Source organism: Aminobacter sp. BE322, from assembly GCF_050433525.1.
GTDB lineage: Bacteria > Pseudomonadota > Alphaproteobacteria > Rhizobiales > Rhizobiaceae > Aminobacter.
This window is the reverse complement of record NZ_JBNPXB010000013.1, coordinates 68,461-91,059: the sequence shown is the minus strand read 5'-3', so window position 1 is coordinate 91,059 and position 22,599 is coordinate 68,461. Positions and strand designations below refer to the sequence as shown.

The window sequence follows — 22,599 nt, the reverse complement described above, 5'->3', positions numbered from 1 at the left end:
TCTCCATGACCTACACGAACTTTTCGGTCGACGTCGATGCCGATGGCATCGCGCTCGTCACCTGGAACATGCCCGACCGCTCGATGAACGTCTTCACCGAGGAGGTGATGAACGAGCTCGACAAGATCATCGACCAGGTCGTCGCCGACGCCGCCATCAAGGGCGCCGTCATCACCTCGGGCAAGGAGACCTTCTCGGGCGGTGCGGACCTCACCATGCTGCAGAAGATGCTCGGCATCTATGCCAAGGAAAAGGCCAAGGACCCGGAGAAGGCGGCCAAGCTTCTGTTCGACAATGCCGGCCGCATGGGCGCGCTGTGGCGCAAGCTCGAGACCTGCGGCAAGCCCTGGGTCTCTGCCATCAACGGCACCTGCATGGGCGGGGCCTTCGAGCTGTCGCTGGCTTGCCACGGCCGCGTCGCGGCCGACTCCGACAAGGTCAAGATGGCCCTGCCGGAAGTGAAGGTCGGCATCTTCCCGGGCGCCGGTGGCACCCAGCGCGTGCCGAGGCTCGCCGACCCCCAGTCAGCGCTGCAGATGCTGACCTCGGGCCAGAACCTTTCGCCGCAGAAGGCGAAGGGCATGAACCTGATCCACGAGATCGCCGAGCCGAAGAAGCTGATCGAGGCCGCCAAGGCGATGATCAGGAACGGCCTGAAGCCGGTCCAGCCGTGGGACGAGAAGGGCTTCAAGCTGCCGGGCGGTCCGGTCTATTCGGCAGCGGGCGCCAATCTCTGGCCGCCGGCAATCGCCATCCTGCGCCGCGAGACCTACGGCAACTATCCGGCCGCCGAGGCGATCCTGAAGTGCGTCTATGAAGGCCTCTTGGTGCCGTTCGACACCGGCCTGCGCATCGAGCAGCGCTACTTCACCGAGATCATGCAGTCGAAGGAAGCGGCGGCGATGATCCGCTCGCTGTTCGTGTCGCTGCAGGAGCTGAACAAGGGCGCCCGCCGCCCCGGAGGCATCGCCGACACCAAGTTCAAGAAGATCGGCATCATCGGCGCCGGCTTCATGGGCGCGGGTATTGCCTATGTCACCGCCAAGGCCGGCATCCCCGTGGTGCTGATCGACCGCGACCAGGAATCGGCGGAGAAGGGCAAGGCCCACTCCGACACGCTGATCTCGGAGCAAGTCAAGAAGGGCCGGGCAAAGCCGGAGGAGCGCGACAAGCTTTTGTCGCTGATCATGCCGAGCGCCGATTATGCCGACCTCGCCGGCTGCGACCTCGTGGTCGAGGCGGTGTTCGAGGATTCGGAAGTCAAGAAGGCCGCTACCGAAAAGGCGGAAGCCGCGCTCAAGTCGTCGGCGGTGTTTGCCTCCAACACCTCGACCATCCCGATCACCTCGCTCGCCAAGAACTCGGCCCGTCCGAAGAACTTCATCGGCATCCACTTCTTCTCGCCGGTCGACAAGATGATGCTGGTCGAGATCATCATGGGCAAGAAGACGGGCGACAAGGCGCTGGCAGTTGCGATGGACTTCGTCCGCGCCATCAAGAAGACGCCGATCGTGGTCAACGACACGCGCGGCTTCTACGTCAATCGCTGTGTGCTGCGCTACATGTCGGAAGCCTTCAAGATGCTGATCGAAGGCGTGCCTGCGGCGATGATCGAAAACGCCGCCAAGGCTGCCGGCATGCCGGTCGGCCCGCTGGCGCTGACCGACGAGACGGCCGTCGACCTCGCCCAGAAGATCATGAAGCAGACCATCCGGGATCTCGGCGAGAAGGCCGTCGATCCGCGCCAGATGGAGCTGATCAACACCATGGTCGACACCCATGGCCGTTTCGGCCGCAAGAACGGCAAGGGCTTCTACGACTACCCGGCAAAGCCGGCGAAGAAGAAGCTGTGGCCGGGCCTGAAGGACCTCTATCCGCAGAAGGCGCCCGAGAAGGTCGACGTCGAGGAACTGAAGCTGCGCCTGCTCTCGGTCATCGCGCTGGAAGCGGCGCGGGTGATGGAGGAGGGCATCGTCACCGACCCGCGCGAGGCGGATGTCGGCTCGATCCTCGCCTTCGGCTTCGCTCCCTACACGGGCGGCGCGCTGTCTTACATCGACGGCATCGGCGCCAGGAAGTTCGTCAAGATCGCCAGGGACCTGCAGAAGAAATACGGCGCCGAGTTCAAGGCTCCGAAACTTCTGGTCGACATGGCCGAGAAGGGCGAGACCTTCTACCAGCGCTTCGATTCCTACGCGAAGGCCGAGGAAAAGAAGGCGGCCTGAGGCGAGAATGTACGTCTGGGCAAGACTGGCACGGATGGCCGCGACGAAATCCCGTCGCGGCCCTTACCGTTTTGGCGATGAGGGCCGGCTGTCGTTCCGCTGCCTGCCGACCGACATCGACTTCAACATGCATCTCAACAATGCGCGCTACATGATGCTGGCCGACGTCGGCCGCATCGACATCTTCATGCGCTCGGGCCTGATCGAGCTCGCCCGCAAGCACGGCTGGGCGCCGATGCTGGGCGGCCTGCAGACGGTGTTCGTGCGCGAGATCAGGCTGTGGAAACGCTTCGACGTCGTCTCCTCGGTCGAGACCTGGAACGGCACCGAGGTGATCGGCAAGCACCGCTTCGTGCTCGCCAATGGCGAGACGGCGGCCCTGATCATGACCAGCGCCGGCGTCTACGACCGGAGCAACCGGCGCTTCGTGCAGATCGACGACCTGGTGCGCGAGCTCGGCTATGACGGGGCCGCACCCCGCGACGTGAGCGAGGAGGAGCGCATCTTCATCGCCTCGCACAAGGGACTGAGGGCACTCGCCAAATCGGGTGAGTGAAGCCCGCGGGCGCTCCCCTGCGCTTATGACTGTCGGAGGCATCTGGACTTTCCCCGAGCGCGTGGTTAAATGCCGAAAGGTATTTTTTCCTGTTCTCAAGGGGAGCGCCATGCTCTCGCACGAACGTGTCTGGGCCGCGATCGACGCTCTTGCCGAGCGCTATTCGCTTTCGGCATCGGGCCTGGCCAAGAAGGCCGGGCTCGACTCGACCGCGTTCAACAAATCCAAGCGCCAGTCCGTCGACGGCCGCCCGCGCTGGCCTTCGACCGAGTCGCTAGCCAAGATCATCGAGGCCACCAACTCCTCGCTGGAGGAGTTCCTGGGCTTCATCGAGCCGTCGAAGGCGGGCAAGGCGAAGGCACGGCAGAGGACGGCCGGCGTGCCGTTGCTCGGCTTTGCACAGGCGGGCGCCGGCGGGTTCTTCGACGATGCCGGATTTCCGGCAGGGCAGGGGTGGGACCTGGTCGAGCTTCCGGCGCGCACCTCCGACAGTTCCTACGCCTTGCAGGTGCAGGGCGATTCCATGCTGCCGCTCTATCGTGACGGCGACGTGCTGATCGTCGAGCCGGGTGCCGCGGTGCGCAAGGGCGACCGCGTCGTGGTCAAGACCACCTCCGGCGAGGTCATGGCCAAGGTGCTCGAACGGCAGGCGCAGGGCATCATCGAACTGATATCGCTCAATCCGGAGCATCCCAACCGGCGCTTCGTGACGGGCGAGGTGGAGTGGGTGGCCCGCATCGTCTGGGCAAGCCAGTAGCATCGCATGAAACCAGCAGCACTCGCCTTCGCCGCACTGGGCTTCGGTCTCGCAGTGGCAGTCGTCTCCGCGGGCGGCCAGCGCCTCGCGGCGCTCGAAGCGCCGTCCCTCGACACGATCGACGAAAGCGACCTGCCTGCCGACCTGACCGAAAACTTCGACGTCGACAGCACCGCCGCGGTCGCGCCGACGGAAACGGCACCCGATGCGGCAAGCGGCGGGCCAGTGGCGGAGGAGACGGGGCAGGCGGCGCTCGATCCCGCGCGGCCTGTGGCGAAGGGCGAATTCGCGCCGCCTGCCACCGAGGCGGGCGGGCTCACCCGCGAGGCGCCGCGGGCGCCGCTGAGCGAACTCAGCCTGGCATTGCCGCCGAAGCCGAAGATGAACGACGAATGGGACGGGGCAACCCTGTTCCGGCCGGTGGCGAGTGCTGCCGGGCGGATCGAGGCCATGGGCCTCGGCGTGACGATCGCCGGCCTCGTTCCGCTTGAAGAGGGCGAGAGCTGCACCGCCGACGGCCAGGAATGGAATTGCAGCGCTCGCGCCCGCACCGCCTTCCGCGGTTTCCTGCGCGGCCGCGCCGTGGTTTGCGACGTGCCGCCGGAGAAGACCGGCGGCGAGGCCGTGGCGAAATGCCGGATCGGCAAGATGGATGTCGGCGAATGGCTGGTCGCCAATGGCTGGGCCAGGGCCGAGGCCGGCGGCCCCTATGAGGATGCCGGCAGGAAGGCCGAGGCGGACAAAAAGGGCATCTTCGGTCCGCCGCCCGACACCGCCGGCTCTACCGATTGACCCTACGCATCCATGGCGGTGCCGCCTTCGAGCTCGCTTCGCTCGCACCTCAGGATGAGGGGCGAAGCGCGCCCCAGTAGCCCTCGTGGTTCGACAGGCTCACCATGAGGTCTACTGAGACGCGCTCTTCTTCGCCGGCTCGACAAGCGTGGCCTTCTCCCCGCACAGAGCAGGGAGAAGGGAGAGCTTCGGAGAACGTATCGCGCGGCTTAAGCCGCGAGCTTGCCTTCCAGCGCCTTGCGGATCAGCGCGCGCGTCTCGGCGGTGCCGTAGAGGGCGGCAAACGAGCCGAAGCGCGGGCCGCGTTCCTGGCCGATCAGCACCTGGTAGATCATCTGGAAGAAGGCGCCCGACACACCGGGGCCGCCTTCCGGGCTCTGCTTCGAATGATCTTGGTAGCGCTCGATCTTGCGGGCGACGTTGAGCGAGGCGTTCTGGATCGCTTCGCCGTCGGCACCGGCAGGCAGTTCGCCCAGCGCCTTTTCGAGGGCCGCAAGTGCTTCGCGCTCGACCTCGTCGGGCGCGCGGAACACCTTCGTCGGCTTCACGAAATCGTCGAAATAGCGGATGGCGTAGCCGGTCAGCTTGTCGAGCTCGGGATGCGTCTCGGGCGTCACGCCGGGAGCGTGGCGCGAGATGAAGCCCCACAAGACGCTCTTGTCATGCGCGTTGGAGGCGCTGACGAGGTTGAGCAGCAGCGAGAACGGCACCGGCAGGTCAAGGGCCGGCGGGTTGCCGCCGTGCATGTGCCAGACCGGGTTGCCGAGGCGCTCTTTCCAGGCCTGGCGCGGATAGGCGGCGAGGAAGCTGTAATATTCGTCGACCGCCTTCGGGATGACGTCGAAATAGAGCTTCTTGGCCTGGCGCGGACGCTGGAACATGTAGAGCCCGAGGCTCTCGGTCGGCGCGTAGGTCAGCCACTCGTCGATGGTGAGACCGTTGCCCTTGGACTTCGAGATCTTCTGGCCGTTCTCGTCGAGGAACAGCTCGTAGACGAAATGCTCCGGCGCGCGGCCGCCGAGGATGACGCAGATGCGGTCGTAGATCGCCGCGTTGGTCTGGTGGTCCTTGCCGAACATCTCGAAATCGACGTCGAGCGCTGCCCAGCGCATGCCGAAATCGGGCTTCCACTGCAGCTTGACCTTGCCGCCGGTGACCGGAAGCGTGGTTTCCGTGCCGTCCTCGTCGTCGAAGGTGATGGTTCCGGCCTTGGCGTCGACGTTCTTCATCGGCACGTAGAGCACGCGGCCGCTCTTGGGCGAGATCGGCAGGAACGGGCTGTAGGTCGCCTGGCGCTCCTCGCCGAGCGTCGGCAGCATCACCTTCATGATGTCGTCGTACTTTTCCGCGGCCATCAGCAGCATCGCGTCGAACTTGCCCGACTTGTAGTAGTCGGTGGCGCTGGCGAACTCGTAGTCGAAGCCGAAGGTGTCGAGGAAGCGGCGCAGCATCGCGTTGTTGTGGTGGCCGAAGCTCTCGTAGTCGCCGCCGAAGGGGTTCGGCACGGCGGTCAGCGGCATGTGCAGATAGGGCTCGAGTGCTGTGCGATCCGGCACGTTGTCCGGGATCTTGCGCATGCCGTCCATGTCGTCTGAGAAGCACAGCAGCCTGGTCTTGACCTTGCCCTCGGTCAGCACGTGGAAGGCGTGGCGCACCATGGTGGTGCGCGCCACTTCGCCGAAGGTGCCGATGTGCGGCAGGCCGGAGGGGCCGTAGCCGGTCTCGAACAGCACCGTCTCGGGCAGGCCCGTTTTCTTGTAGCGCTCGACGATTTTCTTGGCTTCCTCGAACGGCCAGGCTTTGCTTTCGGCAGCGGCCGCCAGGAGTTCGGGGTTGAGATCGATGATGCTTGATCTCGTCATGTCGAGAGCCCTTTGATTGTTGGCGGAATTTCCGCCGAAGACGGCCATGCTCTATGCGCGCCTGCCGCGGGCGTCAACGATTCCGGCCGTTTTTCATTGCGGCGGGGCCGGCTCGTTCCTAAGTTCTGCGGACATTCAACCTCCGGAGTATTCCATGCCCCTGCCGACCGCCCACGAGGCGCTGATCTACCTGATGGTCATCACCTCCGCTTCCGACCGCGACATGACCGACGTCGAGCTGGCGCGGATCGGCGAGGTGGTCAGGACTTGGCCGGTCTTCATCGACTTCGACGCCAAGCGCCTGATTGCGGTGGCCCAGGACTGCCAGCTGATGCTGCATGCCGACAACGGTCTCGACGATGTCCTCGACACGGCAAGGCGGGTCATCCCCGAGCGCCTGCACGATACCGCCTATGCGGCGGCTTTCGAGGTCGCTTCGGTCGATCTCGAAATGCGCATGGAGGAACTGCGCGTGCTGCAGCTGCTGCGCAAGCATCTGAGCGTCGATGCGCTGACGGTCGCGGCGATCGAGCGGGCGACCAAGGCCCGCCACCGCATGCTGACCTGACGCTCAGTAAAAGCTGACGGGGAAATAGCGCAGATAGAGTTCGGCGAAGGTGCCCTTCGCCGAAATCTCGTGCAGCGCGTAGTCGAAGGCCTCGGCCAGACGCTGGTCGTCGAGCTTCGCCGCGATTGCGAGCCCGGTGCCGAGATATTCGGGCGCAAGATAGGGCCCGCCGGCAAAGCGGCAGCAGCCTTCGGCCTCGTTGCCCGCCAGCCAGAACGACAGGCGCATGCCGTCGCCGAAGACGGCGTCGAGCTTGTCGGCCTTGAGGTCACCGAAGAGCCATTCCGGCTTGGAGAAGGTGACGGTCTGGACCTGGGGGAAATAGTCACGCAGCACCCGCTCATGCGCCGAGCCGGCAATGACGCCGACGCGCTTGCCGGCGAGCTTGTCGACGAGCGGCTCGGTGACGGCCTGGGGCTTCTTCATGATGAAGCGCGCCGGAAACTGGAGATAGGGCCGCGAGAAGGCATATTGCTCGCGGTTGTCGGCGGTGGCCGGCACGCCGGCGATGAGTGCCTCGCCGTCGCCCGCCTTGAGGGCTCCGTCGAGCTCCGCCCATGGCAGCGCCTGGATCTGGCACTTCTCGGGAATGCCCAGCTCGGCGCAGATAGCGCGGGCGAGATCGACATGGAAGCCCGACAGGCGGCCGTTCTTGTCGATGAAGTTGAAGGGCGGGAAGTCGGTCGTCGTGAGGAATCGCAGCCGTGGCATCGCCGAGAGATCCGGCTTCGGCAGCCTCTCCTTCTGATCCCACAGGACCGGCACCTGCGGTTCCGCGGCAGCCGGCGGCGCGGCGAGAGCCGTCAACGACATGGCCGTCGCAAGCATCAGCGGTGCGAATTTCATGAATGCTCCGGCCAATTCCCCATCCTGTGCGCAAGCATTAGCGCCGCTGCCGGGGCCAGGCAAAGCCCCCTGCGACGCTACGATGCAACTTTATGTGAGTTGGTGCGGCGATGCCGCGAAACATATAGCATGATATATGTTCGGCTTGTTAACTCACCCGTTCGGGGCATGGAACAGCGCCTGGCGATATGCATAGATGGCGGCAGGGCTTGCAGCATTGGGGGATGTTGCAGTGGCACTGGACCAGTCGCCGTGGGGAGGATGTGCGGGGGCGTACAGATCGTGTGCTGCGATCGGTGCGGTTTGGTCCGACTATCGTTGTAGTATCCAAATTTGCGGCTCGCAGGCCGCGGGTGCGTGATGGTTGCCGCGGACGTAAGTCGAGCAACCATCCGCCCCTCTTTTTTTGTGCGCAAGCCTGCGGCTGATGGCGCCCTGCCGGGCGAAAGCGCCGGAAGCGCCGTCGATCCGCTTTTTTCGATTCCAGCCAGCCTGGAGGATATGCGTGCAGTGCTCGGCGGCCTAGGCGTGTCGCCAGGCGAGTGCGCGCGGCTGGCGGCGCAGGCGCGTTTTCACGGCACCACGTTCCAGGCAGAGGTGCTGGCGTCGGGCCAGGTGTCCGAACCGGCCTATTTCGCCGCCATGGCGCGTGCGATCGGCATGCAATATGCCCGATCCATCGATCCCGACCGGCTGTTCCTCGACGAGGGAGCATGCATGGAGATGCTCGGCCGCGGCGGCGACCGCATCATGGCCGCGGGCTATCTCGACGGGGACGGCCGGCTGTGCAAACTCATCGCGCCCTGCCAGTCAGGCTGGGACATCCTGCGCCGGCGCTGCGGGCAGGACATCAGGCATCGCGTCAGCATCGTCACGCCCTCGGCGCTGCGCAAGGCGCTGCTGGCGCGTTTCCATCGCAGCCTGACCCGCCGGGCACGCGACGCCCTGTACGAGCAGCAGCCGGAGCATTCGGCGCGCCACGTGATGTGGCCGTGGCAGGGTTACGCGCTTGGCATGCTGACGGGATTTCTGCCCGTCGCCATGGCGACCGTGCCGACCCTGATGCTGTTTGGCCTGCACCTGTTCCTGGTGACCTTCTTCATCGCCTGCGCCGCCCTGCGCACGACGGCGGCGATCTCGCGGCCGCCGGCGAGGCAGCCACGGATTTCGATGCTCCTGTCGCCGGACCTGCCGGTCTATTCGGTGATCGTTGCGCTCTACCAGGAGGCGGAGGTGGTGCCCGACCTGCTCATCGGGCTGAGCCGGCTGCACTGGCCGCGAACCAAGCTGGAGATCAAGCTGGTCTGCGAGGAGGACGACCTCGAGACCATCGCCGCCATCCAGACGCATCCGCTCAGCCGAATTGTGGAGCTTGTGCTGGTGCCGCCGTCGCTGCCGCGCACCAAGCCCAAGGCATTGGCCTATGCGCTGCCGCTGACGCGCGGCGAATTGGTGGTCCTCTACGACGCCGAGGACCGCCCCGATTCCATGCAGTTGGTGGAAGCCTGGCAGCGCTTCCACGCTTCGGGACGCGATCTCGCCTGCCTGCAGGCGCCGCTCGAGATCGCCAACCGCCGCGCGGGGCTGATCGCCAACATGTTCGGCTTCGAATATGCGGCCCTGTTCCGCGGCCTGCTGCCCTTCCTCGCGCACAACGAACTGATGCTGCCGCTGGGCGGGACGTCGAACCATTTTCGCCGCGAGGTGCTCGAGGAGGTCGGCGGCTGGGACCCTTACAACGTGACCGAGGACGCCGATCTCGGACTCAGGCTGGCGCGCCGGGGCTATCGATGCGAGACGCTGTCGCGCCCGACCCGGGAGGACGGGCCCGAGGATTTCCGCTCCTGGCATCGCCAGCGCGTGCGCTGGCTCAAGGGCTGGATCATGACCTGGCTGGTGCACATGCGCGAGCCGGCCCTGCTGGCCAGGCAATTGCCCGTGCTGTCGTTCGTGGTGACGCAGATCCTGTTCGCCGGCATGGTGCTGTCGTCGCTGCTGCACCTGGTGCTGATCCTGCTGCTGTTCGGCCTCGGCATCCAGGTGGTCTTCGACCTGCCGATGGAGCTTTGGCAGTCCTACCTGGTGGCCTTCGACGTCTTCAGCATGCTGCTGGGCTACGGCTCCTTCCTGCTCCTGGGCTGGATCGTGCTGAAGCCGCAGGACCGGCATGATTTCTGGAAGCTGTGCCTGTTCACGCCGGTCTACTGGACGATGCTCTCGTGGGCAGCCTGGTGCGCGCTGTTCGAACTGTGGCGGCGTCCGCACCATTGGGCCAAGACGCCGCACCGCAGGGCGCGCGTATTCTGAGCGCGGATCAGTCGTTCAGGAATTTCATGCCTTCGTGGATGATCTTGCCGTCGGGACGGCCGATGGCGTCGAGGTCCCGACCCGGGTAGTTCAGGGCGCGCAGGACGTGGCGGATGACGGCGATCCGCGCCCGCCGCTTGTCGTTGGCCTGCACGACGATCCAGGGCGCGTGCGCCGTATGCGTCTTCTCCACCATCAACTCGATGGCCTTGGTGTAGGCGTCCCACTTGGTCATGCCGGCAATGTCCATCGGCGAGAACTTCCAGTTTTTCAGCGGGCTGTGGCGGCGATCGTGGAAACGCTTGAGCTGCATCTCCTGGCTGATGTCGAGCCAGAACTTGAACAGGTAGATGCCCTCGTTGACGATCATCTCCTCGAAATGCGGCGCCTCGTCGAGGAACTGCCGGTGCTGCTCGGGCGTGCAGAAGCCCATGACCGGCTCGACGCCGGCGCGGTTGTACCAGGAGCGGTCGAAGGTGACGAACTCGCCGGCGGTCGGGAACTGGGCGACGTAGCGCTGGAAGTACCATTGGCCGCGCTCGGTCTCGGTCGGCTTGGTAAGCGCCACGTTGCGCGCGGTGCGCGGGTTCATGTACTGCCTGATCGCGAAGATGGTGCCGCCCTTGCCGGCGGCGTCGCGGCCCTCGAACAACGCCAGCACGCGCTTGCCGGTCGCCTGCATCCAGGCCTGGCACTTGACCAGCTCGATCTGGAGCTGTTCCAGCGTCTCCTCGTATTGCTTCTCGGGCAGCTTGTCGTCGTAGGGATAGTTGCCCGACTTCAGCGCCTTCTTGTCGACCCAGTCGGGCAGTTTCGGGTCGTTGATGTCGAAGCTGCGCTCGTCCTTGCCGACCTTGAGCCTGACCGGGCCGGCCTCGGCGGCAGGTGGCGCGCCGACGGCCTCGGCGGGAGCATCCTTCTTGGTTTCCTTGTCTTTTTTCATGGCCACGGCACCTTTCCAGCTCTGCGAACCATGCTATTGGGTGGCACAACTGCGGTCCAGAGGCTTGTTGGATGCCTCGGGCGTGCGTCGCGATGGGCAGAGATGGCGGATACCGGCACCCAGACACGAGCGAAGCGGACGGTGCGGCTCACGGCCGGGCGCCTCTACCAGAACCGGTGGATGCTCGCCGCGGCGGTCGTCGCGGTGCTTGTCGTGCATTTCTACGGCGCCGCCTCCGCCTGGGTCACCGTATTTGCCATCGCCCTGCTCTTCCTGTTTGCGATGGTCGCGCCCCGCACCAATGCCGGGCGGCGCCTGGCCGAGGTGGCAGCGCGAGCAGAGCGCTCGCCGCTCGACCGGCTGTCGGGCGAAAAGCTGGCCGCAGCCGTCGCCGACCCGCTGATCATCTTCGATCGCGGCGGCGCCGTGGTGCATGCCAACGAGGCCGCCGAGGCGGCCTTCGGCGCCATCAAGCCCGACCTGCCGTTGCTGCTGAAATTCCGCGCGCCGGAAATGCAGTCCCTGATCGAGGGCGTGCTCGACGGCCGCAACGGCTCGCTGACTGCTGAATATGTCGAAAGAGTGCCGTTCGAACGGGTCTTCCGCGTCACCGCATCGGCGGTCGGGCGCGGCACCGGCCTGTTCGTGCTTGCCTTCAAGGACCAGAGCGAGTCGCGCCGCATCGACCGCATGCGTGCCGACTTCATCGCCAATGCCAGCCACGAGTTGCGCACCCCGCTGGCCTCGATCGCCGGCTTCGTCGAGACGCTGCGCGGACCGGCCCGCAACGATGCCAATGCGCGTGACCAGTTCCTGCAGATCATGCAGAACCAGACCGGCCGCATGGCCAGGCTGATCGACGACCTGCTGTCCCTGTCGCGGCTGGAGATGAAGCCTTATCTCAAGCCCGGCGTGAAGGTCGACCTGCGCCAGACCGTCGAGGCGGTGATCGCCTCGCTGGCGCCGCTCGCCGCCGAGACCGGCGTGGTGGTGGAGCGCGATTTCGCCGAGGGCCCGCTGGAGGTCCACGGCGACCGCGACGAGCTGTTCCAGGTGTTCCAGAACCTGCTCGAGAACGCCTGCAAGTACGGCCAGTCGGGCGGACGCGTGGAGGTGTCGATGCGGCGTGTCAGCGAGGCCGGCGAACCGGAGCTGGAAGTGACGGTGCGCGACTTCGGCCCGGGCATCCCGGCCGAGCATATTCCGCGCGTCACCGAGCGCTTCTATCGGGTGGACGTCGAGACCAGCCGCGCCCAGAAGGGCACCGGGCTGGGCCTTTCGATCGTCAAGCACATATTGAGCCGGCACAACGGCCGGCTGACCATCAGGTCGGAACTCGGCAAGGGATCGGCCTTCACCGTGTCGTTGCCGGCGCGCTGAGCCGGCAAAAGGTTTGCCGACGCCAAGCATTTCTTTTTTCTGTCATCAGGCTAGCTTAGGCTTGCGGATTTAGAAGCATGAATCATCCGCCAAGCAGGAAGGCCCGTGTCGAAAATGCAGTCCGTTCACATCGTCAGCGCCTATGACGAGGAGCTGAAGTTCCTCGCCCGCAAGATCGCGGCCATGGGCGGTCAGGCCGAGCGCATGGTCGACCGCGCGGTCGCAGCGCTCGTCAACGGCGATCCCGAGCTCGGGCAACGGGTGATCCAGGACGACGCGCTGCTGGACGAGGCCGAGCGCGAGATCGACGACAAGGCGATCCTGATCATCGCCCGCCGCCAGCCGATGGCGACCGACCTGCGCGAGATCATCGGGGCGATCCGCATCTCGGCCGACCTCGAGCGTGTCGGCGACCTCGGCAAGAACATCGCCAAGCGCGTCTCGGTGGTGGCCGAGGGGCGGCAGCCCACCAGCCTGTTCCGCGGCCTCGAGGCGCTGGCCGAACTGGCGCTGACGCAGCTCAAGGAAGTGCTCGACGTCTACGCTTCGCGCTCGGTCGAGAAGATCGGCTTCGTGCGCGACCGCGACGAACAGATCGACGCCATGTACACATCCCTGTTCCGCGAGCTGCTGACCTATATGATGGAGGACCCGCGCAACATCACGCCCTGCACGCATCTCCTGTTCGTGGCCAAGAACATCGAGCGCATCGGCGACCACGCCACCAACATCGCCGAGACCATCTATTACATCGTCACCGGCGAGCAGATGCCGCCCGAGCGGCCGAAGGAAGACGCCAGCCACCGCGTCACGCTTGCCGCCGAGGCCAAGCCCTGAGCTTCGGCGCAAGGCACTTCTATGGATTGCGGCGAGGGGCTAGACTGAACGCCTGATCGCGCAGGCACATCACTCTCCAGGTGCAGCCATGACCGAGCTAGCCAGGAAGTTCGACCAGGACCCGGAGCCGGGCGTCGTCGCTTCGAGCGTCTATCTCGGCGGGCGCAGGCTGGCCGACATCGCCATCGAGGAAGCCGGAGACTGGGCCGCCAAGGATGGCCATGTGGTGTGGATCGGGCTGCTGGAGCCGAGCCGCGAACTGCTCCTGCGGGTGCAGAAGCAGTTCAACCTCCACGACCTGGCGATCGAGGATGCCGAGCATCCGCACCAGCGTCCCAAGATCGAGCAATATGGCGACGCGCTCTTCATCGTCGCGCGCACCGCGCAGCTCGTGCAGGGCAGGGTGGATTTCGGCGAGACCCACATGTTCGTCGGCAAGGGCTACATCGTCAGCGTGCGGCACGGCGTCTCGACGTCCTACGCGGCGGTCCGCCAGCACTGGGAATCCTGCCCGAGCGCCCTGGCCAAGGGCGAGGACTTCATCCTCTACGCCATCCTCGACTTCATCGTCGACAACTACATGCCGGTGCTCGAGCAGATCGAGGAGGAGGTCGACGTCATCGAGGACGGCGTGCTGGCGCGGCCGATGACCTCGAAGGACATCGAGCGGCTCTACATGCTGCGGCGTGACCTGCTCAGGCTGCGCAATGCCGCCGGTCCGCTGGTCGAGGTCTGCCGGAGGCTGACGACGGCCGACCTGCCGCAGCTGCGGCCCGCCATGCATCCGATGTTCCGCGACGTGAGCGACCATATCCGGACGGTGCTCGAAAAGGTCGACACGCTGCGCGAGGTGCTGGCCTTCGCCTTCGAGGCGAGCGTGCTCGTCGGCCAGAGCCAGGAGACGGCGATCGCCAAGAAGCTGGCGTCCTGGGCGGCGATCCTGGCCGTGCCGACCGCACTCGCAGGCATCTACGGCATGAACTTCCAGGACATGCCCGAACTCAGGTTTGCCTACGGCTACCCGACGGTGCTCGCCATCATCACAGTAGTGTGCTCGGTACTCTACTGGCGGTTCAGGAAGAACGGGTGGCTGTGAAGGGAGCGAGTAGGGAGTAGTGAGTAGTGAGTAGCGAAGGGAATTGGGGAATATTGAGAAATAGGTAGTGAGTGGCGACTAGAAAGAAAAAGGCCCCGTTCGATCGACGATCCGGGGCCTTTTCTTGGATTTCTATTCGCTATTCGCTATTCGCTCAGCGCGCCTTGCGGCGCTCGGAGGCGGGCTGGAAGGCGACCTTCGAATGGTAGCCGCAATAGGGGCCGCTGTCGCCGACATCGTTGCCGCAGAAGTTGAAGTCTTCGCTCAGCGGGTCGCCATTGGGCCACTTGCAGGTGCGCTCGCTGAGCTGGATCAGCTGCAGGCGCCGCGAGATCGGCACGACGACGTTCTCGACAGGGCGGATGTAGTGGCGGGCGACCGGCTCCACGTCGAACTGGGCCTGGAGCGCGGTGGCGCCGATGGTGGCGGTCACGGTGCGCGTGGTCGTTACCGTGCGCTGGACCGACTTGGTCGCGCTCGGGGCCGTCGCGGTCGCCTTCTTCTGGCGCGCCGGCGCGGCCGTGGCGCGGCCACGGCTGGACAGCTTCAGGCGATGGACCTTGCCGATGACGGCATTGCGGCTGACACCGCCCAGCTGCGCCGCGATCTGGCTTGCGCTCAGACCCTCCGACCACAATTTCCTGAGAAGTTCGACCCGCTCGTCAGTCCAGTTCATGAGACCGTGCTCCTGATTTAGCGCGCAGAATTCGGAATCCTTCACCACCCCGGGGGCCGGGTGGGCACCACATCTATTCGGTGATTATGTCCGCCGCACGAAATCTAGTTATTTCTCAACTACAATTACCGATGCGCTGACTCGGTGACAAGAGTCCGACCGGCAACAGTGATTCTGTTTTTTCGGTTTTCCCCAACTTGCCTCAACCTTGCCGCCGGGCGCGGCCAGCAAGGGCACGTCGCTTGGTCCTGCACGACGTTTTCGTTGACTTCATGACCGAAAAACCTGATATACCCGCGGGGCCGCCGCTTGAGGCGGCTTTTTGATTTTCCGGTTCCGGAGATGCATATAATGAGCGGTTCGGCGCTTTACGAGACATTTGCTCGCGCACCCCTGGCTTTCGAGCGAGGCGAGGGCTCTTGGCTGGTGGCCGAGAACGGCGAGCGATATCTCGATTTCGCCGGCGGCATTGCCGTCAATTCGCTGGGCCACGGCCATCCGCATCTCGTCAAGGCGCTGACCGAGCAGGCCGCCAAGCTGTGGCACGTCTCGAACCTCTACGAGATCCCCGGCCAGAGCCGGCTGGGCGAGCGCCTGGCCGAGCACTCCTTCGCCGACCGCGTCTTCTTCACCAATTCGGGCGCGGAAGCGCTGGAATGCGCGATCAAGACGGCGCGCCGCTACCACTACAAGAACGGCCATCCGGAGCGCTACCGCGTCATCACCTTCGAGGGCGCGTTCCACGGGCGCACGCTGGCGACCATCGCCGCCGGCGGCCAGGCGAAGTACCTGGAAGGTTTCGGCCCCAAGGTCGACGGCTTCGACCAGGTGGCCTTCGACGACATCGATGCGGCGGAGAAGCTGATCGGGCCCGAAACGGCGGCGATCCTGCTCGAGCCGGTGCAGGGCGAGGGCGGCATCCGCCCGTTCCCGACGGCCTCGCTCAAGCGCCTGCGCCAGCTGTGCGACAAGCACGGCCTGCTGCTCATCTTCGACGAGGTGCAGTGCGGCATCGGCCGGACCGGCAAGCTGTATGGTTATGAGTGGTCGGGTGTCGCGCCCGACCTGATGGCGATCGCCAAGGGCATCGGCGGCGGCTTCCCGGTGGGTGCATGCCTTGCCACCGAAGCGGCGGCGAGCGCCATGACGCCGGGCGTGCACGGCACCACCTTCGGCGGCAATCCGCTCGCCATGGCGGTCGGCAACGCCGTGCTCGATGTCGTGCTCGAAGAAGGCTTCCTCGACGAGGTCAGCCGCAAGGCGCTGCTCCTGAAGCAAGGGCTCGCGGCCATCGCCGACGAGTTCCCGGATGTGATTTCCGACATCCGAGGCTCCGGCCTGATGCTCGGTCTCAAATGCACCATGCCCAACACCAAGGTGAACATGGCGCTGCGCGACCAGAAGCTGCTTGCGGTGCCTGCCGGCGACAACGTGATCCGTCTGCTGCCGCCGCTCACGACCACCGACGCGGACATCCAGGAAGCGCTGAAGCGCATCCGCGCCGGCGCCGCCAGCCTCTCCAAGGCCGCCGCCAACGGCGGATAAACCAAGGACGACTTATGACCAGCGCAATTCGTCATTTCACCGACCTCTCGGGCCTGTCCGGGAGCGACCTTCGCGGGATTCTGGACGATGCGGCGGCGCGCAAGGCGCGCCTGAAAGCTGGCGAACGATCCAAGCCGCTCGAGGGCAAGGTGCTGGCGATGATCTTCGACAAGCCGTCGACGCGCACGCGCATCTCCTTCGATGTCGGCATGCGCCAGCTCGGCGGCGAGACGATCATGCTGACCGGCACCGAGATGCAGCTCGGCCGTTCGGAGTCGATCGCCGACACCGCCAAGGTGCTGTCGCGCTATGTCGACGCGATCATGATCCGCACGACGGCGCATGACCGCCTGCTCGAGCTGACCGAGAACGCCACCATCCCGGTCATCAACGGCCTCACCGACGACACCCATCCGTGCCAGCTGATGGCCGACATCCTCACCTTCGAGGAGCATCGCGGCCCGGTTGCCGGCAAGACCTTTGCCTGGACCGGCGACGGCAACAACGTGCTGCACTCGCTGCTCGAAGCCTCGGCGCGCTTCCGCTTCAACGTCAACATGGCCGTGCCGGAAGGCAGCGAGCCCGAGCAGAAGTATGTCGACTGGGCCCGCGCCAATGGCGGCAAGGTGATGATGACGCGCGATGCCGAGGAAGCCGTCAGCGGCGTCGACGCCATCGTCACCGACTGCTGGGTGTCGATGGGCCAGGAGCACCGCGCCCGCGGCCACAACGTCTTCCTGCCCTATCAGGTCAATGCCGAACTGATGAAGCACGCCAAGCCGGACGCGCTGTTCATGCACTGCCTGCCGGCGCATCGCGGCGAGGAGGTCACCGACGAGGTGATCGACGGGCCCAACTCGGTGGTGTTCGACGAGGCCGAGAACCGGCTGCATGCACAGAAGGCCGTGTTGGCCTGGTGCCTCGGCGCTTGAATGACTGATCCCGCGACCCTATCTGGGGCGGGATCAACACAATCTATCGATGCCTTGTTCTGCGACCGCCGGCTGGCCGACGGATCGCGGAATTCATTGTATGGGAAACAGATCCAGTGACTGAGACCGAACGCAAGCTCGGCGAGTTCGGGTTCGCCGGCGACGACCACGTCGTTCCATTCGCGGTGGAGCCGCTCGACGTGCGCGGCCGCACCGTGCAGCTCGGGCCCCTGCTCGACCAGATACTCGACCGTCATGACTATCCTGAGCCCGTAGCGAGGCTGCTCGCCGAGGCCTGCGTGGTCACCGTGCTGCTCGGCACCTCGCTCAAGTTCGAGGGCAAGTTCATCCTGCAGACCCGCACCGACGGGCCGGTGGACATGCTGGTGGCCGACTTCACCACGCCGCATTCGCTGCGTGCCTATGCCCGCTTCGATGCCGACCGCGTCGAGGCGGCCATCAAGGCCGGCATGACCGCACCCGGGGACCTGCTCGGCACCGGCGTCCTGGCGCTGACCATCGACCAGGGTGCGCATACCCAGCGCTACCAGGGCATCGTCGAGCTCAACGGCATTTCGCTCGAAGAGGCGGCGCGTACCTATTTCAGGCAGTCGGAGCAGATCCCGACCGACCTGCGCCTGTCGGTCGCCAAGCTGGTGCTTCCGGGCGAGGGCGGCGGCGAGCATTGGCGCGCCGGCGGGCTGCTGGCCCAGTTCCTGCCGGACTCGCCCGAGCGCCGGAGGGTGCAGGACATCCATGGCGGCGACGGCGACGAGCGCGATATCGCGGCCGAGCCCGAGGACAATGCCTGGCAGGAGCTCTTGGCGCTGGTCGCGACCATCGAGCCGACGGAACTGATCGATCCGACCGTGGGCGCCGAAAGGCTGCTCTACCGCCTGTTCCATGAGCACGGCGTGCGCGTCTATGAGGGCGTGCATGTCGCCGACAACTGCTCGTGCTCGGACCATAAGATCCGCGGCATCCTGCAGGGTTTCTCGGCGGAGGAGATCAAGGACAGCGTCGAAGGCGGCCGCATTCGCGTCAACTGCGAGTTCTGCTCGAAGGCCTACGAGTTCGATCCGGGCGAGTTCGCGGCAGTCGATTAGCTCAGTTCAGCCGGTGCCGTACATTGGGCAGGTCGAGCGAGAAGGCGGGTATCGCGATGTCGAACAGCTCGCCCGCCTCGTTGCGCATGGTGTAGCGCCCGACCATGATGCCCGACGGCGTCGAGAGCGGGCAGCCCGACGTGTATTGATAGCTGTCGCCGGGGTTGAGCTCGGGCTGGTCGCCGACGACGCCTGGGCCGCGCACCTCCTCGATCTTGCCGGCTGCGTCGGTGATGTGCCAGTAGCGCGACAGGAGCTGGACGAACTCGTCCGAATTGTTCTCGATGGTGACGCGATAGCCCCAGACGTAGTGGTTCTCGGAAGGGTCCGACCGCTCCTCGAGGTAGAACGGCTCGACCTCGACGGCGATGTTTCGGGTGACCGCGCGATACATGCTGCGCTCCATGACCTTCACGCTAGGGTCCGCCCCTTGTCGCGGGCGGTCAACAACTGATCGACTTGTCCACGCCGAATGTGATCGGCGCATGGCGGGGTTTCGCATAACCGACACCCATGTGTCACCCGCGCGTCATGCGCGCGCGTGAATTTCCGCGTCGTCCATCGACAAGGAATCACTGCAATGAAACGTCTCTTCACGCTCCTCCTCGCATCCGTCTGCCTGGCCGGCACGGCCGCCCGCGCCGCCGACCTGGCAGACAGCATCGGCAAGCTGACCCGGGGCACGGAGTGGACACTCGTCAAGTCTTCGATGCTCGGCTTCGACACCTTCCATCCGCAAGGCTTTGCGCGCGTCGGCGACTCCCTGTTCATGTCGTCGGTCGAGATCATCGAGCGCACCAAGAAATACGAGACGCCGCAGAACGGCCTGGACCGCGACGAGGGCAAGGGCGCCGGGCATCTGTTCAAGCTCGACGCCGACGGCAAGCTCATCGGCCAGGTGAAGCTCGGCGAAGGGGCCATCTACCATCCCGGCGGCATCGACTACGACGGCCGCTGGCTGTGGGTGCCGGTCGCCGAATACCGCCCGAACAGCAAGTCGATCATCTACCGCGTCGATCCGCAGACGCTGGAAGCCACCGAGGTCTTCCGCTTCCCCGACCACATCGGCGGCGTCGTCTACGATGCCGAGCAGGGCACGCTGCATGCCGTCAGCTGGGGTTCGCGCCGCTTCTACACCTGGAAGGTGACCGAGGACCTTACCGTGCCGGACGCGGCGCTCGACCCCGAAAAGACCCGCACGCTCAATCCCTCGCACTATATCGACTATCAGGACTGCGGGCTGGCGAAGCCGGGCCAGGCGGTCTGCACCGGCCTGACCGAGTACCGTCCGGGCCCGGACGGACAGCTGTTCCGCCTCGGTGGCATCGACGTGATCGACCTCAAGCAAGGCCGTCCCCTGTTCCAGGTACCCGTGCAGATCTGGACGGAGAAGGGCAAGTCGATCACCGGCAATCCGGTGCTGGTCGAGAAGACCGAAACCGGCATCCGCCTGATTGCGGCGCCCGAGGACAACGAGACCAAGCTCTACGTCTACGAGACCAAGCTGCCGTAGGACGGAAGAAAAGGGGCGCCCCGGTCGACCGGAGCACCCCTTGCTTGTCTTCCTGCTCTGCCTGCCTGCCGGCTTCAGCGGGTGGCCTTCAGCGCATCGCCGATGTCGTTGAGCAGGTCGTCGGCGTCTTCGAGGCCGACCGACAGGCGCAGCGTGCCGTCGTCGATGCCGAGTTCGGCGCGCGCCTCGTCGGTGAGGTTCTTGTGCGTGGTGGTCGCCGGATGGGTGATCAGGCTCTTGGAGTCGCCGAGATTGTTCGAGATCAGGATGATCCGGAGCGCATTCTCGAAGGCGAAGGCCGCTTTCTTGCCGCCCTTGACGTCGAAGCAGATCAGCGTCGAACCGCCCTTCATCTGCTTCCGAACGATGTCGGCCTGCGGGTGGTCGGCGCGGCCCGGATAGATGAGGCGCGAAACTTCCGGCCGGCCGGCGAGGAAGTCGGCGATCCTGCCGGCGGTCTCGGTCTGCTGGCGAACGCGCAGCGGCAGCGTCTCCAGGCCCTTGAGCAGCGTCCAGGCATTGAACGGCGACAGGCTCGGACCGGTGTGGCGGAAATAGTCGTGCAGGTTCTCGTCGATCCACTTCTTGTCGGAGAGGATCACGCCGCCCAGGCAGCGGCCCTGGCCGTCGATGTGCTTGGTGGCCGAGTAGACGACGATGTGGGCGCCGAGTTCGAGCGGCTTCTGCTGCATCGGCGTGGCGAAGACGTTGTCGACGACGACGCGCGCCCCGATCGAGTTGGCGAGCTGGGCCACGGCGGCGATGTCGACCACCTCGAGCGTCGGGTTGGTCGGGCTTTCGAGGAAGAAGAGCTTGGTGTTGGGCTGGAGAGCCCTTTCCCAGTTCTCGATCCTGGTGCCGTCGACCAGCGTCGCCTGGATGCCGTACTTGGGCGCCAGCGTCTCGACGATCCAGCGGCAGGAACCGAACAGCGCCCGTGCGGCGACGATGTGGTCGCCGGCCTTGAGGCTGCAGAGGATGGCGGCGGCGACCGCGGCCATGCCCGAGGCGGTGGCGCGGGCGTCCTCGGCGCCTTCGAGGGCGCACATGCGCTTCTCGAACATGTCGACGGTCGGGTTGGCGTAGCGCGAGTAGATGAAGCCCTGCGTCTCGCCCTTGAAGCGCGCCTCGGCGCTTTCGGCGCTGTCGTAGACATAGCCCTGGGTCAGGTAGATGGCTTCGGACGTCTCGCCGAATTCCGAGCGGAGCGTGCCGCCGTGGACGAGGGTGGTCTGGGGGTTCCAGTTGCGTGTCTTGTCGGTGGTCATAGCGACTTCCAAATACAAAAAAACCGGCCGCGAGAAGTCGCAAACCGGTCCAACTGCGGCCCTTTAGCGACTTGTTTAACGTGGCTGCAAGCCGACCGGCCAAATCACCACGGGATAAAGGTCCTTTAGACCCAAGCCCGGCTTGCGTCAATCGCGGGCTCGACTAAACGTTTTGGGCCACGCGCATGGTCCGAAGGCCGGGTCCATGGGCATCGAGCGCCGCAGCGTCCTTGCCGCACGGTCGGGCCGGCGTTGTAGAGGAGTTGGCCAATGCGGCAGTCGGGCATTCTTCCTGACCAGGACATCGCGGCTTTGTTCGCTTCGGGCGCGCTGGCCGCGCCACCTCTCGAGGCTGACCAGGTCCAGCCGGCGAGCCTCGACCTGCGCCTCGGCGCCAAAGCCTTTCGCGTGCGCGCCAGCTTCCTGCCGGGGCCGGGGCATCTGGTGCAGGCCAAGCTCGACCGGCTCAAGCTGCACGAGATCGACCTGGCCGACGGCGCCGTTCTGGAGACCGGCTGCGTCTACATCGTGCCGCTGCAGGAGGCGCTCAACCTGCCTGCCGACATCTCGGCCTCGGCCAACCCCAAGAGCTCGACCGGCCGGCTCGACATCTTCACCCGCGTCATGACCGACCGCGGCCAGGAGTTCGACAAGATCCCGGCCGGCTATGTCGGCCCGCTCTATCTCGAGGTCAGCCCGCGCACCTTCCCGATCGTCGTGCGCAAGGGCTCGCGCCTGTCGCAGATCCGCTTCAGGAAGGGCAATGCGCTATTGTCCGAGGCCGAGCTGCATGCGCTGCATGCCTCCGATCGGCTGGTGGCCATCGATCCGCCCAACATTTCGGGCGGCGGCATAGCGCTCTCCATCGACCTCGGCGGCGAGCCGGGCAGCATCGTCGGCTATCGCGGCAAACACCACACCGGCCTGGTCGACGTCGACAAGCGTGCCGCTCAGGCGGTCGTCGATTTCTGGGAGCCGATCTACAACCACGGTTCGGGCGAACTGGTGCTCGACCCGGACGAATTCTACATCCTCGTCAGCCGCGAGGCCGTGCACGTGCCGCCGCTCTACGCCGCGGAGATGACCCCCTTCGATCCGCTGGTGGGCGAATTCCGCGTCCACTATGCCGGCTTCTTCGACCCGGGCTTCGGCCATTCCGCCGCCGGCGGCACCGGCAGCCGCGCCGTGCTCGAGGTGCGCAGCCACGAGGTGCCGTTCATCCTCGAACATGGCCAGATCGTCGGCCGCCTCGTCTACGAGCACATGCTGGCACGCCCGCGCGCGCTGTACGGCTCCGACCTCGGCTCCAACTACCAGGCGCAGGGCCTCAAGTTGTCCAAGCACTTCCGCATGACCTAAGGTAGCCCGGCCTTGTCAAGACTTTGCTTGT

Annotated in this window: 20 protein-coding genes and 1 riboswitch; of the genes, 14 read left to right on the top strand and 6 right to left on the bottom strand. The window is 65.6% G+C overall.

Going from position 1 to position 22,599, the window contains the following annotated elements; translation table 11 throughout:
• Positions 1–5 precede the first annotated feature (5 nt).
• The 4 genes from J2X50_RS17915 (at position 6) to J2X50_RS17900 (ending at position 4,330) form a co-directional block, all read left to right on the top strand.
• A complete protein-coding gene (locus tag J2X50_RS17915) occupies positions 6–2,225 on the top strand; it encodes a 3-hydroxyacyl-CoA dehydrogenase NAD-binding domain-containing protein (protein WP_429096970.1) in 2,220 nt (739 codons plus the stop codon).
• A gap of 7 nt (positions 2,226–2,232) precedes the next feature.
• Positions 2,233–2,781, top strand: coding sequence for a thioesterase family protein (locus J2X50_RS17910; RefSeq protein ID WP_429096968.1), 549 nt, complete (start codon positions 2,233–2,235; stop codon positions 2,779–2,781).
• 109 nt (positions 2,782–2,890) lie between these two features.
• Complete coding sequence (locus tag J2X50_RS17905) at positions 2,891–3,538, top strand: S24 family peptidase (protein WP_429096966.1); 648 nt, start codon at positions 2,891–2,893, stop codon at positions 3,536–3,538.
• 6 nt (positions 3,539–3,544) lie between these two features.
• Positions 3,545–4,330 (top strand): thermonuclease family protein, encoded by a 786-nt coding sequence (locus tag J2X50_RS17900; protein WP_429096965.1) that lies wholly within the window; start codon positions 3,545–3,547, stop codon positions 4,328–4,330.
• A gap of 209 nt (positions 4,331–4,539) precedes the next feature.
• Here the strand turns inward: J2X50_RS17900 and J2X50_RS17895 are convergent, their stop codons facing one another.
• Entirely contained in the window at positions 4,540–6,192 is a 1,653-nt protein-coding gene (locus J2X50_RS17895; protein WP_429096963.1) for a lysine--tRNA ligase, read from the bottom strand.
• 154 nt (positions 6,193–6,346) lie between these two features.
• Here J2X50_RS17895 and J2X50_RS17890 point away from each other — a divergent pair, with 154 nt between their 5' ends.
• Positions 6,347–6,760, top strand: coding sequence for a tellurite resistance TerB family protein (locus J2X50_RS17890; protein ID WP_429096961.1), 414 nt, complete (start codon positions 6,347–6,349; stop codon positions 6,758–6,760).
• A 3-nt stretch (positions 6,761–6,763) separates the two neighbouring features.
• Here J2X50_RS17890 and J2X50_RS17885 read toward each other — a convergent pair whose 3' ends face one another.
• Positions 6,764–7,588 (bottom strand): transporter substrate-binding domain-containing protein, encoded by an 825-nt coding sequence (locus J2X50_RS17885; protein ID WP_429097040.1) that lies wholly within the window; start codon positions 7,586–7,588, stop codon positions 6,764–6,766.
• A gap of 519 nt (positions 7,589–8,107) precedes the next feature.
• On the opposite strand from J2X50_RS17885, the gene J2X50_RS17880 reads away from it, so the two are divergent.
• Positions 8,108–9,913, top strand: coding sequence for a glycosyltransferase family 2 protein (locus J2X50_RS17880; protein WP_429096958.1), 1,806 nt, complete (start codon positions 8,108–8,110; stop codon positions 9,911–9,913).
• A 7-nt stretch (positions 9,914–9,920) separates the two neighbouring features.
• Here the strand turns inward: J2X50_RS17880 and ppk2 are convergent, their stop codons facing one another.
• Positions 9,921–10,856 (bottom strand): polyphosphate kinase 2, encoded by a 936-nt coding sequence (ppk2, locus tag J2X50_RS17875; RefSeq protein WP_429097037.1) that lies wholly within the window; start codon positions 10,854–10,856, stop codon positions 9,921–9,923.
• A gap of 102 nt (positions 10,857–10,958) precedes the next feature.
• Between ppk2 and J2X50_RS17870 the strand changes: the two genes are divergently transcribed.
• The 3 genes from J2X50_RS17870 (at position 10,959) to J2X50_RS17860 (ending at position 14,169) form a co-directional block, all read left to right on the top strand.
• Positions 10,959–12,236, top strand: coding sequence for an ATP-binding protein (locus J2X50_RS17870; protein ID WP_429096957.1), 1,278 nt, complete (start codon positions 10,959–10,961; stop codon positions 12,234–12,236).
• A 114-nt stretch (positions 12,237–12,350) separates the two neighbouring features.
• Complete coding sequence (gene phoU, locus J2X50_RS17865; protein WP_340036295.1) at positions 12,351–13,073, top strand: phosphate signaling complex protein PhoU; 723 nt, start codon at positions 12,351–12,353, stop codon at positions 13,071–13,073.
• Between the two features lie 88 nt (positions 13,074–13,161).
• Positions 13,162–14,169, top strand: coding sequence for a magnesium and cobalt transport protein CorA (locus J2X50_RS17860; protein ID WP_429096956.1), 1,008 nt, complete (start codon positions 13,162–13,164; stop codon positions 14,167–14,169).
• Positions 14,170–14,323: 154 nt separating this feature from the next.
• Here J2X50_RS17860 and J2X50_RS17855 read toward each other — a convergent pair whose 3' ends face one another.
• Entirely contained in the window at positions 14,324–14,845 is a 522-nt protein-coding gene (locus J2X50_RS17855) for a GcrA family cell cycle regulator (protein WP_429096954.1), read from the bottom strand.
• 351 nt (positions 14,846–15,196) lie between these two features.
• On the opposite strand from J2X50_RS17855, the gene J2X50_RS17850 reads away from it, so the two are divergent.
• The 3 genes from J2X50_RS17850 to J2X50_RS17840 all read left to right on the top strand — a co-directional run bounded on the left by J2X50_RS17850 (position 15,197) and on the right by J2X50_RS17840 (position 18,428).
• The gene (locus J2X50_RS17850; RefSeq protein WP_429096952.1) at positions 15,197–16,390 is read left to right on the top strand and encodes an aspartate aminotransferase family protein; all 1,194 of its coding nucleotides are present in this window, start codon (positions 15,197–15,199) and stop codon (positions 16,388–16,390) included.
• Positions 16,391–16,404: 14 nt separating this feature from the next.
• A complete protein-coding gene (gene argF, locus J2X50_RS17845; protein WP_429096949.1) occupies positions 16,405–17,322 on the top strand; it encodes an ornithine carbamoyltransferase in 918 nt (305 codons plus the stop codon).
• 116 nt (positions 17,323–17,438) lie between these two features.
• Positions 17,439–18,428 carry an Hsp33 family molecular chaperone gene (locus J2X50_RS17840; RefSeq protein ID WP_429096946.1) on the top strand — a complete coding sequence of 330 codons (990 nt, stop codon included), beginning with the start codon at positions 17,439–17,441 and terminating at the stop codon, positions 18,426–18,428.
• Position 18,429: 1 nt separating this feature from the next.
• On the opposite strand, the gene apaG is transcribed toward J2X50_RS17840, so the two are convergent.
• Positions 18,430–18,822 (bottom strand): Co2+/Mg2+ efflux protein ApaG, encoded by a 393-nt coding sequence (apaG, locus tag J2X50_RS17835; RefSeq protein ID WP_340036301.1) that lies wholly within the window; start codon positions 18,820–18,822, stop codon positions 18,430–18,432.
• A 186-nt stretch (positions 18,823–19,008) separates the two neighbouring features.
• Here apaG and J2X50_RS17830 point away from each other — a divergent pair, with 186 nt between their 5' ends.
• The gene (locus J2X50_RS17830; protein WP_429096943.1) at positions 19,009–19,941 is read left to right on the top strand and encodes a DUF6454 family protein; all 933 of its coding nucleotides are present in this window, start codon (positions 19,009–19,011) and stop codon (positions 19,939–19,941) included.
• A 74-nt stretch (positions 19,942–20,015) separates the two neighbouring features.
• Here J2X50_RS17830 and J2X50_RS17825 read toward each other — a convergent pair whose 3' ends face one another.
• The gene (locus J2X50_RS17825) at positions 20,016–21,209 is read right to left on the bottom strand and encodes an O-succinylhomoserine sulfhydrylase (protein WP_429096942.1); all 1,194 of its coding nucleotides are present in this window, start codon (positions 21,207–21,209) and stop codon (positions 20,016–20,018) included.
• Between the two features lie 43 nt (positions 21,210–21,252).
• Positions 21,253–21,330: riboswitch (SAM riboswitch) on the bottom strand.
• Positions 21,331–21,479: 149 nt separating this feature from the next.
• Here J2X50_RS17825 and J2X50_RS17820 point away from each other — a divergent pair.
• Positions 21,480–22,568, top strand: a complete 1,089-nt coding sequence (locus J2X50_RS17820; protein WP_429096939.1) for a 2'-deoxycytidine 5'-triphosphate deaminase — start codon at positions 21,480–21,482, stop codon at positions 22,566–22,568.
• Positions 22,569–22,599 lie beyond the last annotated feature (31 nt).